Origin of the sequence: Pseudomonas guariconensis (assembly GCF_900102675.1) — a bacterium.
Taxonomy (GTDB): Bacteria; Pseudomonadota; Gammaproteobacteria; order Pseudomonadales; family Pseudomonadaceae; genus Aquipseudomonas; species Aquipseudomonas guariconensis.
In genome coordinates this window covers 292,555-305,632 of sequence record NZ_FMYX01000003.1, presented here as the reverse complement: position 1 = coordinate 305,632, position 13,078 = coordinate 292,555, and the positions used below count along the sequence as shown (strand labels likewise).

The 13,078-nt window shown below is 62.3% G+C and carries 8 protein-coding genes; 2 read left to right on the top strand and 6 right to left on the bottom strand.

The features are described 5' to 3' along the window. Positions 1-165: 165 nt before the first annotated feature. From BLS27_RS06800 to leuC, 6 genes are all read right to left on the bottom strand, one after another. On the bottom strand, positions 166-2,847 hold the full coding sequence (locus tag BLS27_RS06800) for a FimV/HubP family polar landmark protein (RefSeq protein WP_090343809.1): 2,682 nt from the start codon (positions 2,845-2,847) through the stop codon (positions 166-168). A gap of 71 nt (positions 2,848-2,918) precedes the next feature. Continuing rightward, on the bottom strand, positions 2,919-3,923 hold the full coding sequence (locus BLS27_RS06795) for an aspartate-semialdehyde dehydrogenase (RefSeq protein ID WP_090343807.1): 1,005 nt from the start codon (positions 3,921-3,923) through the stop codon (positions 2,919-2,921). Positions 3,924-4,204: 281 nt separating this feature from the next. After that, on the bottom strand, positions 4,205-5,317 hold the full coding sequence (gene asd / locus BLS27_RS06790) for an aspartate-semialdehyde dehydrogenase (protein ID WP_043206838.1): 1,113 nt from the start codon (positions 5,315-5,317) through the stop codon (positions 4,205-4,207). A gap of 64 nt (positions 5,318-5,381) precedes the next feature. After that, the gene (leuB, locus tag BLS27_RS06785) at positions 5,382-6,464 is read right to left on the bottom strand and encodes a 3-isopropylmalate dehydrogenase (protein ID WP_043206840.1); all 1,083 of its coding nucleotides are present in this window, start codon (positions 6,462-6,464) and stop codon (positions 5,382-5,384) included. A 116-nt stretch (positions 6,465-6,580) separates the two neighbouring features. Beyond that, entirely contained in the window at positions 6,581-7,225 is a 645-nt protein-coding gene (gene leuD / locus BLS27_RS06780; RefSeq protein WP_043206841.1) for a 3-isopropylmalate dehydratase small subunit, read from the bottom strand. Next, on the bottom strand, positions 7,222-8,655 hold the full coding sequence (gene leuC, locus BLS27_RS06775) for a 3-isopropylmalate dehydratase large subunit (RefSeq protein ID WP_090343805.1): 1,434 nt from the start codon (positions 8,653-8,655) through the stop codon (positions 7,222-7,224). The genes leuD and leuC overlap by 4 nt, the downstream gene beginning before the upstream one ends. Positions 8,656-8,786: 131 nt before the next feature. Between leuC and BLS27_RS06770 the strand changes: the two genes are divergently transcribed. Beyond that, positions 8,787-9,665, top strand: a complete 879-nt coding sequence (locus BLS27_RS06770; RefSeq protein ID WP_090343803.1) for a LysR family transcriptional regulator — start codon at positions 8,787-8,789, stop codon at positions 9,663-9,665. Positions 9,666-9,725: 60 nt separating this feature from the next. Further along, entirely contained in the window at positions 9,726-13,025 is a 3,300-nt protein-coding gene (locus BLS27_RS06765; RefSeq protein WP_090343801.1) for a PAS domain S-box protein, read from the top strand. Positions 13,026-13,078: the final 53 nt, after the last annotated feature.

Below are 13,078 nucleotides of genomic sequence, written 5' to 3'. Positions count from 1 at the left end.
CTGAAACCTGTGGATGGAACGAAAGGCCGGCATTATAACGGCAACGGCAGCCACAAGGGCTGCCGTTATCGGGGGACCGGCCGTATTACAGCGGCGCTATCTTGACAGGCGGGCCCGCCCCACCTGTGCTGCGCGCGTGGGAATGGGCCAGGCCTCGGGAAGGTATTACACCAGGCGCGAAAGCATCTCCTCGGCTTCCTGGCGCTGGTTGTCATCACCATCCTTGACCACTTCGTCGAGGATGTCCCGCGCGCCTTGGTGGTCGCCCATGTCGATGTAAGCGCGAGCAAGATCCAGCTTGGTCGCCACTTCGTCAGCGCCGGAGAAGAAATCGAAGTCCAGGTCATCCAGCGGATCAAGCTCCTGGGCGGCATCTTCGGCGGTGAAATGCGGCTCGAGCGAAGGCGACTCAAGGCTCTGGGAAAGCTTGTCCAGCTCGGCGTTGACGTCGTCGAGCTCCGAGGCAAAGCTCTTGGCCGCAGGCGACTCATCGTCCAGCGACAGGGACAGGTCGAAGTCTTCCGGCAGTTCCAGTTCGGAGATTGGATCGAACTCTGGAATCTCGTCGAAGGCCGCCAACTCAGCCGCCACATCCACCGGTGCCTCTTCGGTCTCCACTGGAGCAGGCTCCGGCGACTGCGCCTCGCCAATGTCCAGATCGAAGTCGGCCAGATCGTCCAGGCTTTGTGGTTCGGTCTGGACCTGGGCCTGCTCGAGCAAGGCTTCGAAATCTTCGTCGGCATCGGTCTGGGGTGCGACAGGTTCGGCACTGTCCAGAACGGGTTCTTCGGCGACCACGGGCTCTTGCGGCAGCTCAAGCGCCGCATCCTCAGGAAGGTCATCATCCAAGCTGAGATCGAAGGCGCTGTCCAGATCGCTTTCATCGATAGCTGGCGCCTCGATGATCGCGTCCTGCTCAGTCTCCGGCTGTGGCTCCGCCTCGACCTGGGTAACGGCTTCTGGCTCGGGCTCTGGCGCAGGTTTGCCTTCAGCGACATCATCCGTGCTTTCCTGCAGCAGGTCCTGAACGTACTGCGCGTCCATTTCGGCAGCCAGGGCTGCGGCACCAAGGCCTGCAGCGGCCACTGCAACCATCGCCGGGAAACGCTCTTTGAGCGACTCGACTTCGGCCTTGTTCTGCTCGGTCGGCGCCAGTTGGCGCTCCTCGTTGGCGAACGCGTTCTGATCGCCCTGACGGGCATAGACCTCCATCAGCTTAAGACGCAGGTCGCCGCGCTCGGGGTGAGCGGCCAGCGCCGGCTCGAGCAAGTCAGCGGCGTGGTTCAGACGGCCTTGCGCCAAGCTCTGGTCGACCTCGACCAGCAGGCCGGCCAATGGATCGGTCACTGGCGCAGGCGAAATTGCAGGGGCGGGCTCCGGTGCCGGTGCAGCCGGTTTCTCCGCGGCAACGGCAGCCGCTGCGGAGGCTGCGACAACGGCGGGAGACAGCGTCACGCTAGGTGCCGACACCTCCAGGTCATCGAAGCTGCCCGGCGGCATGTTCAGGTCAGGGCCGCGCTCATTTTCCTCAGCCAGAGCCCGCGCCATGCGCAGGTGTTTCTCGGCTTCCTGTTGAGCCTTGCGCTTGCGCGCCAGAAGCAGCAGCAACAACAGCAACACCAGGAAAGTCGAACCGGCCAGCAACCCTAGCAACAGCGGGTTGCCAAGCAGCTCGTCGAGCACGCCTTGATAAGGGGTTTCCTTGACCACAGGCGCCGTGTCCACCGCTGCCGGCGCCGGTTCGACCACGGGCTCGGCCGGCGTCAGCTGGGCACTGACCGCAGGCTGCGCAGGAGCTGGCTCGCCTGGCAAGGCCGCTGCAGCAGGGGGCTGCGCTGCAGCACCCTGGGCTTCGAGGCGGGCCAGTTGATCGTTCTTGAGCTGGATCAGACGCTGCAGCTTGTCCAACTGGCTCTGCAGGTCTGCCATGCGGCTTTTGAGTTCTTCGTTGTCACGTCGGCTGGTGTCGAGGCTCTCCTGAGCCACGGCCAGCTTGTCGCTGAGCGCCTTGGCATCGCCCGCAGCGCCCTTGGCATCCGGGCTGACCAGGCGCAGATTGTCACCTTGGGCGATGCGCGCCGGTGCGGCCTCGGCAGCGCCTCGGCGGGTCGCGTCCAGCTGACGGGCCCGCGGGCCCAGGCGTCGACCTTCACGCCAGGCAGCGTACTGCTCGGCAACTTCGCGAATGGCCTCGCCCTGTGGGATGTTCTGGATTTGCTGCTGGTCAGGCAGGCGCAGCACCTGCCCGACCTTGAGCTGGTTGATGTTGTTGCCGATGAAAGCATCCGGATTCAAGGCCTGGATAGCCAACATGGTCTGCTGGACCGAGCCGCCCTGGGTGTTACGCGCGGCAATCTGCCAAAGCGTATCGCGCCGCTTGGTGGTGTAGCGACCCGCGCCACTGACCGCCGGCGCGATACCAGCGGCAGAAGCCGCCTCGCCCTGAGCCTTGGGCTGATCGAGCAGCATGTTGTAGTCACGCAGCAGGCGACCTTGGGGCCACATCACCTGGACCAGGAATTTCACCACCGGTGCCGGCAGCGGCTGGCTGGAAGTCACCCGCAACACACTCTTACCGTTTGGGTTGATCACCGGCGTGAAGGTCAGGTCTTCGAGATAGGAAGGGTAAGGCACCCCAGCCTTGGCGAATTCTTCCGGCGGTGCCAGGCTCGGCGCCACTTCGGCAGTGGTGAGGTCACGCACGTCGAGCAGTTCGATCTCGGCGTCCAGCGGCTGGTTCTGCGCCGACTTGAGGGTCAGCTCACCCAACCCGAGGGCATTGGCCATGCCCGACGACAGCGCCGAGGCTGCTGCCATGGCCAGAACCAGTTTGCGAATTCGAAGCATGACCTCTTCCCTTCTAAGAATCGTCCCTAGACCTGCGTGTGGTGTAGGACAAAAGTACGCGCCAGTATCTTTTACACCATGTCTTTTATCAACAATCCGGCCACTTGCACGGCGTTAAGGGCGGCCCCTTTGCGCACGTTATCGGTCGTCAGCCAAAGGTTGAGTTGTTCCTGCTCGTCGATGCCATGGCGTACACGACCAACATAGACCACGTCTTGCCCCACTGCGTCGCCGACAGCCGTCGGATAATCATCCGGCTCGACCAGCTCGATACCTTGTGCAGCCTCGAGCGCCTCATTGACCGCGACCAGGTCGACCGGGCGACGGCTCTGCACCGCCACACTGAAGCTATCGCCATAAAACACCGGGACTTGAACGCAGCTCACGGAGATTTTCAGCGCCGGCAGGTCGAGCAGCACACGCAACTCATCGACCAAGCGCCGCTCCAGGCTGGTATGACCGTGCTCGTCGGCGGCACCGACCCGCGCCAACACATTGAAAGCGACCTGACGATCGAAGAAGCGCGGCTCCAGCGGCCTGGCATTGAGCAGTTCGGCTGTCTGTCGGGCCAGTTCGCTCACCGCCTCCCGGCCTTGGGCCGACACGGCCAGGCTAGCCATCACCTGTACCCGCTCGATGTCGAGCAAGCCTTTGAGCGGGGCCAGCGCCACCGCAAGCGCGACGGCCGCTGCACTGGGGCTGGCAATCAGCGCGGGATGCTTGAGCTGGGCAACCTTGTCCCCGTTGGCTTCCGGGACCAAAGCCAATGCCTGCTCCAGTCCTCCGGACAGGTCGATCACAGAGCAACCGGCCTGCTGGGCCTTGGGAGCAAAACTAAGGGTGACTGCGGGGCTTGCGGCAAAGAACGCTAACTTGACCTGAGAGAAGTCGAAACTGTCGACTTCCCGGACGCGCAGTTTCTTGCCCGCGAACATCATGTTGCTGCCAGCGGATTCCATACTGGCCAGCAAGTGCAGGGTAGCGACGGGGAATTCGAGTTCCTCGAGGATCTGGACGAGGGTTTCGCCGACGCTGCCGGTGGCGCCGATGATGGCGATGTCTATGGGCTGGGGCATGGTTGGGTCCTTCTGGTGGAACTTAGGGTGCGGCACTTTACTTGGATTGGGCGATGGGGAGTAGTTTTGCTTGGGCTTGGGGTTTGGGGTTGGGCGTTTGGAGTTTTGAGCATATCCATTTTTTGTGGGGGCGCCACTGGCGCTTTGCGCCTTTACGGCGCAATGGTGAACTAGCGTCACACTATCAAGTGGATATGCCTTCCACCTCGCAACACCAACACCCGCCCCAAAAACAGAAAACCCACGCCAGGCGTGGGTTCTCGGTCAAAGCAAAGATGCGATCAACGCTCGAGCAGGATCCGCAACATGCGACGCAGCGGCTCGGCAGCGCCCCACAGCAGTTGGTCACCGACCGTGAAGGCCCCCAGGTACTGAGAACCCATGTTCAGCTTGCGCAGACGGCCAACCGGCACGTTCAGGGTGCCAGTCACCTTGGTCGGGCTCAGTTCCTGCATGCTGATCTCACGCTGGTTCGGCACCAGCTTCACCCATGGATTGTGCTGGCTGATCATGCCTTCGATATCTGCCAGCGGCACGTCTTTGTTCAGCTTGATGGTCAGCGCCTGGCTGTGGCAACGCATGGCGCCGATGCGCACGCAGATGCCGTCGACCGGGATCGGGTTCTTGAAGCGTCCCAGGATCTTGTTGGTCTCGGCCTGGGCTTTCCATTCCTCACGGCTCTGGCCGTTCGGCAGCTCCTTGTCGATCCAGGGGATCAGGCTGCCTGCCAGCGGTACGCCGAAGTTCTCGGTCGGGAAGGCTTCGCCGCGCATGGTCTCGGCAACCTTGCGGTCGATGTCAAGGATGGCACTGGCCGGGTTGGCCAGGTCATCAGCGACCGCCGCATGGATACCCCCCATCTGCTTGATCAGCTCGCGCATATTCTGCGCACCGGCGCCGGAGGCGGCCTGATAGGTCATAGCGCTCATCCACTCGACCAGGCCCGCTTCGAACAGACCACCCAGGCCCATCAACATCAGGCTGACAGTGCAGTTGCCGCCGATGTAGTTCTTGGTGCCGGCGTCGAGCTGCTGGTCGATGACTTTGCGGTTGACCGGATCAAGGATGATCACGGCGTCATCCTGCATGCGCAGGGACGAAGCAGCGTCGATCCAGTAACCCTGCCAGCCGGCTTCACGCAGCTTGGGGAAGACTTCGTTGGTGTAGTCGCCACCCTGGCAGGTCAGGATGACGTCGAGGGTCTTGAGCTCTTCAATGCTATAGGCGTCCTTGAGCGGAGCAATGTCCTTGCCCACATTCGGACCCTGGCCACCCACGTTGGACGTGGTGAAGAACACCGGCTCGATGAGGTCGAAATCCTGCTCCTCCAGCATCCGCTGCATGAGCACGGAACCGACCATACCTCGCCAACCGATCAGACCTACACGTTTCATCGCAACTACACCTTTGCTAAAAGTGGGCCGCCATCGAAGGGAAGACGATGGCGGGCCAGAGAGATTACAGATTCCGCAGCGCTGCGACTACTGCGTCGCCCATTTCCTGCGTACCTACCTTGCTGCAGCCGGCCGACCAAATGTCGCCGGTACGCAGGCCCTGATCCAACACCACGCTGACAGCCTTCTCGATCGCGTCGGCGGCAACCACCTGGTTGAAGGTGTAGCGCAGCATCATCGACACCGACAGAATGGTCGCGAGCGGGTTGGCAATGCCAAGGCCTGCGATGTCCGGCGCCGAACCGTGGCAAGGCTCGTACATGCCTTTGTTGTTGGCATCGAGGGACGCAGACGGCAGCATGCCGATGGAACCGGTCAGCATGGAAGCTTCATCCGACAGAATGTCACCGAACATGTTGTCGGTCACCATCACGTCGAACTGCTTGGGCGCGCGGACCAGCTGCATGGCGGCATTGTCGACGTACATGTGGCTGAGTTCGACGTCCGGGTAATCCTTGGCCACCTCCTCGACCACTTCACGCCACAGTTGGCTGGAAGCGAGCACGTTGGCCTTGTCCACCGAGCACAGCTTCTTGCCGCGCACGCGGGCCATGTCGAAGCCGACGCGGGCAATGCGGCGCACTTCACTTTCGCTGTACGGCAGCGTGTCGTAGGCCTGGCGCTCGCCACCTTCCAGCTCGCGCTGACCACGTGGCGCACCGAAGTAGATACCGCCGGTCAGCTCGCGGACGATGAGGATATCCAGGCCCGCGACGATTTCCGGCTTGAGCGAGGAGGCATCGGCCAATTGCGGATAGAGGATGGCCGGGCGCAGGTTGGCGAACAGGCCCAGCTGCGAACGGATCTTGAGCAGGCCGCGCTCTGGACGGATATCACGCTCAAGCTTGTCCCACTTGGGCCCGCCGACCGCGCCGAGCAGCACGGCATCGGCCTTGCGTGCGCGCTCCAGGGTCTCGTCGGCCAGCGGAATGCCATGCTTGTCGATGGCGGCGCCGCCGATCACGTCGTGCTCCAGGGTGACGCCGAGCTGGAACTTGTCGTTGGCCAGCTCCAGCACCTTGACCGCCTCGGCCATGATTTCCGGGCCGATACCATCACCTGGGAGAATCAGAATCTGCTTGCTCATGCTTTCCTCTATCCATTCGAACGGCGCGCCTGCTCGGCCCACCGAAAAAAACCGGCCCGGCGAACCGGCGCCTGCCTACATCGTTACAGGAGCCGCCTAGCCGGGCAATCCGCGTATCAGGCGTCGCGGAACAACCAAGGCTGACTGGCCCGGTGCTTGGCCTCGAACGCCTGGATGGCGTCACTGTCCTGCAAGGTCAGGCCGATGTCATCGAGGCCGTTGAGCAAGCAGTGCTTGCGGAAGGCATCGATCTCGAAATGCAGCACCTTGCCGTCTGGACGTGTCACGGCCTGGGCTTGCAGGTCGATGGTCAGTTGGTAGCCCGGGTTGGCTTCGACCTGCTTGAACAACTCATCGACTTCTTCGTCGCTGAGGATGATCGGCAACAGGCCGTTCTTGAAGCTGTTGTTGAAGAAGATATCGGCGAAGCTCGGTGCGATGACGCTACGGAAACCGTATTCGTCCAACGCCCACGGCGCGTGCTCGCGGCTCGAGCCGCAACCGAAGTTCTCCCGCGCCAGCAGCACGCTGGCACCCTGGTAGCGCTCGTGGTTGAGCACGAACTCCTTGTTGAGCGGACGTTTGCTGTTGTCCTGGTAGGGCTGGCCTACGTCCAGGTAACGCCACTCATCGAACAGGTTCGGACCGAAACCGGTGCGCTTGATCGATTTCAGGAACTGCTTGGGAATGATCTGGTCGGTGTCGACGTTGGCGCGATCCAATGGAGCGACAAGGCCGATGTGCTGGGTAAAGGCTTTCATGCTGCGCTCCCTTGGATCAACTCGCGGACATCGATGAAGTGGCCGGTGACCGCGGCGGCGGCGGCCATGGCCGGGCTGACCAGGTGGGTACGACCTCCTGCGCCCTGACGGCCTTCGAAGTTGCGGTTGGAGGTCGAGGCGCAATGTTCGCCGCTCTCCAGGCGGTCCGGGTTCATCGCCAGGCACATGGAGCAGCCGGGCTCACGCCATTCGAAACCTGCCTCGATGAAGATCTTGTCCAGCCCTTCGCGCTCGGCCTGGGCTTTGACCAGGCCCGAGCCTGGCACCACCAAGGCTTGCTTGACGTTCGCCGCGACCTTGCGGCCCTTGGCGATCTCGGCGGCGGTGCGCAAGTCTTCGATGCGCGAGTTGGTGCACGAACCGATGAACACACGGTCGAGCTTGATGTCGGTGATCGCCTGATTGGCGGCCAGGCCCATGTACTTGAGGGCGCGCTCGATGGAGCCACGCTTGATCAGGTCAGGCTCGGCAGCCGGATCCGGCACACGCTGATCGACGGCCAGGACCATCTCCGGCGAGGTGCCCCAGCTCACTTGCGGCTTGATCTGGGCAGCGTCCAGCTCAACGATGGTGTCGAACACGGCATCGGCATCGGAAACCAGCCCCTTCCAAGCCGCCACCGCCTGTTTCCACTGCTCGCCCTTGGGCGCGTACGGACGACCCTCGACATAAGCGATGGTAGTGTCATCCACAGCGACCAGCCCCACACGGGCACCGGCTTCGATGGACATGTTGCAGATGGTCATGCGGCCTTCCATGGACAGCGCGCGGATGGCGCTGCCAGCGAACTCCATCGCGTGGCCATTGCCGCCGGCGGTGCCGATCTTGCCGATCACAGCGAGGACAATGTCCTTGGCGGTCACGCCTGCAGGCAACTCGCCTTCGACGCGTACCAGCATGTTCTTCATTTTCTTGGCAACCAGGCACTGGGTGGCCAGCACATGCTCGACTTCCGAGGTGCCGATGCCATGGGCCAGCGCGCCGAAGGCGCCGTGGGTCGAGGTATGCGAGTCACCGCAGACGACGGTCATGCCTGGCAAGGTGGCGCCCTGCTCGGGGCTGATGACGTGCACGATGCCCTGACGTTCATCGTTCATCTTGAATTCGACGATGCCGTATTCGTCACAGTTCTCGTCGAGGGTCTGCACCTGCAGGCGCGACACTTCGTCGGCGATGGCTGCGATGCCGCCCTTGCGCTCTGGCGTGGTCGGCACGTTGTGGTCAGGGGTCGCGATGTTGGCATCGATACGCCATGGCTTGCGGTTGGCCAGACGCAGGCCTTCGAAGGCCTGGGGCGAAGTCACTTCGTGGATGATGTGACGATCGATGTAGATCAAGGACGAACCGTCGTCGCGCCGCTTGACTTCGTGCGCATCCCAGAGTTTGTCGTAGAGCGTTTTGCCAGACATCTGACTATTCCTCATCAGCGTATTTCTATGCCAATAACCCCTTGGCTTGTACGGTCGATGCTATGGGGTTAGATTGAATAACTCAAATTCATAATTTTTATGCTTTGGATAACCAATAGGAATTCTAAGCCGTGGACCTGGCCAACCTCAGTGCCTTCATCGCCATTGCCGAAACCGGAAGTTTTTCCGGTGCCGGGGAACGCCTGCACCTGACCCAGCCGGCTGTCAGCAAACGCATTGCCGGGCTCGAACAGCAACTGGATGTGCGCCTGTTCGATCGCCTGGGTCGGGAAGTGACCTTGACCGAAGCCGGGCGCGCCCTGCTACCGCGCGCCTACCAGATCCTCAATGTCCTGGATGATACCCGACGAGCCCTGACCAATTTGACCGGTGAGGTGAGTGGTCGCCTGACCCTCGCCACCAGTCACCACATCGGCTTGCACCGCTTGCCCCCGCTATTGCGGGCTTTCACCCGCGAGCATCCGGCGGTGGCGTTGGATATTCAGTTCCTGGATTCGGAAGCGGCCTACGACGAGATTCTGCATGGGCGCGCAGAGATCGCGGTTATCACCCTGGCTCCCGAACCCCACCATCTGGTGCGTGCCGTGCCCGTCTGGGACGATGCACTGGATTTCGTCGCCGCACCGGAACACCCCTTGGCCAGCAACCAGCAGGTCAGCCTGGCCGATGTCGCCCGTCACCCGGCGGTATTCCCCGGCGGCAATACCTTCACCCACCATATCGTCCAGCGGCTGTTCGAAAGTCAGGGCCTGACGCCGAACATCGCCATGAGCACCAACTACTTGGAGACCATCAAGATGATGGTTTCCATTGGGCTTGCCTGGAGCGTGCTACCGCGCACCATGCTCGACGAGCAGGTTGCACCCATCGCCTTGCCCGGCATACAGCTGTCGCGCCAGCTAGGCTACATTCTGCATACGGAACGCACGCTGTCGAACGCGGCCAAGGCCTTCATGGCGCTGCTCGACAGCCACGCAGCGACCGCCTGAGCGCAGTCGGCCGGTCTTCCACACTACAGGGACGCGTCATCCGCCAAAGGTCTGGTACCGATGCCCAAATCAGCAAACCGTTTTCCGCGCCTGCCGCGCATCCACGCGGCAGCCCCCCAGGAGTCGGAGCAGACTTGGCAGAACGCTCCGCAACTGTTGGCCGCGCTCAATGGCGCGCGTCTGGGGGCGTGGTTGTGGGATATCGACAGTGGCCGGATCAGCTGGTCGCGGGCCACCCAGGCGCTGTTCGGCTTCGAACCCGATCGGCCCCTGCCCAACGACATCGACTACCTCGACCTGCTGCCCGAGGAGGACCGGGCCCGCACGCGCCAGATGTTCCAGGCCGTGGTCAATGGCGAACCCGTGGAACCGGCGATGCGCCATCGCATACGCTGGCCCGATGGCAGCGTGCATTGGCTGGAAGTCACAGGCAGCCTGACACACGCCCCTGACGGTCGCCCTCAAATGATCGGGGTCGTACGGGAAATCACCCGTCAACACGATCGGGAAACCGCACTGATCAACTCCGAGAAGCGCTTCGCCACGCTCTTTCACCTGAGCCCTAATGTCATTCTCTTGACCCGTCGCCAGGACGGCATGATCTTCGAGGTCAACCAGCATTTCGAAGACATGTTCGGCTGGCCCGGACACCAGGTCATCGGCAAGACCACCTTGGAGCTCGGGTTGTGGGTCAACCCTGAACTGCGCCATCAGGTGCTGGACAACACCCGAAACAGCAATGGCGGCCCACTGACCCTAGAGGTCCAGTTTCGCGCCAGCACCGGCAAGCTTCACGACGGCATCCTCTGCACCCAGAGTATCGAGCTCGAAGGCGTGACCTACCTGCTCAGCACCTTCGTCGATACCAGCGAACGCAAGCGCGCTGAACAAGCCCTCAAAGACAGCCAGGAACGCCTGGACCTGGCCCTGGATTCGGCGCAACTGGGCACCTGGGACTGGCACATCCCCAGCGGCATGCTCTACGGCTCGGCCCGCGCCGCACAGCTGCACGGCCTGCCCCCGGTGCCTTTCCACGAGTCGTTCGAGGCCTTCTTCGAAGGGGTCTCGGAGCACGAACGCAGCGTCATGCGCCAGACCTATCGCAGCCTGCGTGAGGGACCTGCGGGCAACTATCAGGTCACCTACCGCGTGCAACTGGACAACGGCCAGTCGCGTTACATCGAAAGCCGCGCCCGCCTCTATCGCGACGAACAGGGCAACCCCCTACGCATGGCCGGCACGTTGCTCGACATCACCGACCAAGTGGAACGTGAACAGCGCTTGAGCGCCTCTGAGGAAAAATTCGCCAGCCTGTTCCAGGTCAGCCCTGACCCGATTTGCGTCACCCGCCAGGACAATGGCCAGTTCATCGAGATCAACCGCGCCTTTACCCAGACTTTCGGTTGGAGCGCCGAACAGGTCATCGGCCGCACTGCCGAACAGATCGGTCTGTGGGCGGAGTCGGCGAAACGGGCACAACGCATCGAGCAAGTGATCCGGGAACGGGCATTGAGCAATGTGGCGGTGGTAGTCAATCACCACAACGGCTCGTCGCTGACATGCGTCATCTCCAGTTGCCAGATCACCGTCGACAACCAGCCCTGCAGCGTCACGACCTTGCGCGACATCACCCAACAGCAGCGCGCCGAGGCGGCCCTGAAGGCCAGCGAAGAGAAATTCGCCAAGGCTTTCCACTCAAGCCCCGACGCCATCACCCTGACCGAGCGCTCGACAGGCCGCTACCTCGAAGTCAACGATGGTTTCTGCCGACTGACCGGTTACAGCAGCGCCGAAGTGATCGGACGCACGGTCTATGAGATCGGCATCTGGGCTGACGACAAGCAACGCGCCGCCCTGCTCACCGAGCTGCGCGAACGTGGCAGGGTGCACCACCGTGAAATGCTGGGCCGCAACAAACGCGGCGACATCCTCACCGTGGAGGTTTCGGTGGAGCCGCTGAGCCTCAACGAGGCCGATTGCCTGCTGCTCACTGCCCGCGATGTGAGTCAACTGAAGAACGCCCAGGCGCAGATCCGCCACCTGGCTTATCACGACCCGCTGACCAACCTGCCCAACCGTGCCTTGCTGATGGACCGCCTCAGCCAACAGATCGCCCTGCTCAAACGCCACAATCTGCGCGGCGCGCTGCTGTTCCTGGACCTTGACCATTTCAAGCACATCAATGATTCGCTCGGTCACCCGGTGGGCGATACGGTGCTCAAGATCATCACCGCGCGCCTGGAGGCTAGCGTACGCCTGGAGGACACAGTGGCCCGCCTGGGTGGCGACGAGTTCGTGGTACTGCTCAGCGGCCTGGAGGGCAGTCGCGATCAAGTGGAAGCGAAAGTCCGCGACCTGGCCGATACCCTGCGCGAACTACTCGCCGAGCCTATGTCCCTCGATGGCCAGCGCCTGCAGGTCACACCCAGTATCGGCGTGGCGCTGATACCCGACCATGGCGCGACCCCCGCCGACCTGCTCAAACGCGCCGACATCGCCCTGTATCGAGCCAAGGACTCCGGGCGCAACACCACACAACTGTTCCACACCAGCATGCAAAAGGCCGCCAGCGAACGCCTGCGCATGGAAACCGACCTGCGCCTGGCCTTGGCCCGCGGCGAACTCGCCCTGCACTTCCAGCCGCAAGTGGACGCCCGCGACAATCGCATCGTCGGTGCCGAGGTACTGCTGCGCTGGCATCACCCGCAACTGGGCCAGCAGCCACCCTCGCAATTCATCCAGGTGCTTGAAGAGAGCGGCCTGATCCTTGAAGTGGGCAGCTGGATCCTTGACGAAGCCTGCGATGCCTGCGCGCGCATGCTCGAGGATGGACTGATCGATGCCGATGATTTCAGCCTGTGCGTGAATATCAGCCCCCGGCAGTTCCGTCAGAACGATTTCGTCGAACGGGTGCTGCGCAGCCTCGACGACTACCGCCTGCCACGGCGCATGCTGAAGCTGGAGATTACCGAAGGCATCGTTATCCAGAATCTGGAGGACACCATTAGCAAGATGCGCGAACTCAAGCGTTACGGGGTGAGTTTCGCCATGGATGACTTCGGCACCGGCTATTCTTCTCTGACCTACCTCAAGCGCCTACCCGTCGATGCCCTGAAGATCGACCAGACCTTCGTGCGGGACGCCCCGATCGACCCCAACGATGCCGAGATCGTCCGCGCCATCGTGGCCATGGCCCGTAGCCTGGATCTGGCGGTGATCGCAGAAGGGGTCGAACAGTCCGATCAGCTAGAGTTTCTCGAGCGCCAGGGTTGCTACCTCTACCAGGGCTACCTGCACAGCCGCCCGCTGCCCTTGCCAGAGTTTCGCCAGATGTTGATGGAGGCACCGGCGGATTATTGATTTCCCTGCACGCATCATCAGATACAAAAAAAGGGCACCCGAAGGTGCCCTTT

What these genes read in the sequence shown, in the direction of transcription:
- leuB (WP_043206840.1), bottom strand. Translation starts at nt 6,464, where the DNA reads ATGAGCAAGCAGATTCTGATTCTCCCAGGTGATGGTATCGGCCCGGAA.
- asd (WP_043206838.1), bottom strand. Translation starts at nt 5,317, where the DNA reads ATGAAACGTGTAGGTCTGATCGGTTGGCGAGGTATGGTCGGTTCCGTG.
- leuD (WP_043206841.1), bottom strand. Translation starts at nt 7,225, where the DNA reads ATGAAAGCCTTTACCCAGCACATCGGCCTTGTCGCTCCATTGGATCGC.
- BLS27_RS06800 (WP_090343809.1), bottom strand. Translation starts at nt 2,847, where the DNA reads ATGCTTCGAATTCGCAAACTGGTTCTGGCCATGGCAGCAGCCTCGGCG.
- leuC (WP_090343805.1), bottom strand. Translation starts at nt 8,655, where the DNA reads ATGTCTGGCAAAACGCTCTACGACAAACTCTGGGATGCGCACGAAGTC.
- BLS27_RS06765 (WP_090343801.1), top strand. Translation starts at nt 9,726, where the DNA reads ATGCCCAAATCAGCAAACCGTTTTCCGCGCCTGCCGCGCATCCACGCG.
- BLS27_RS06795 (WP_090343807.1), bottom strand. Translation starts at nt 3,923, where the DNA reads ATGCCCCAGCCCATAGACATCGCCATCATCGGCGCCACCGGCAGCGTC.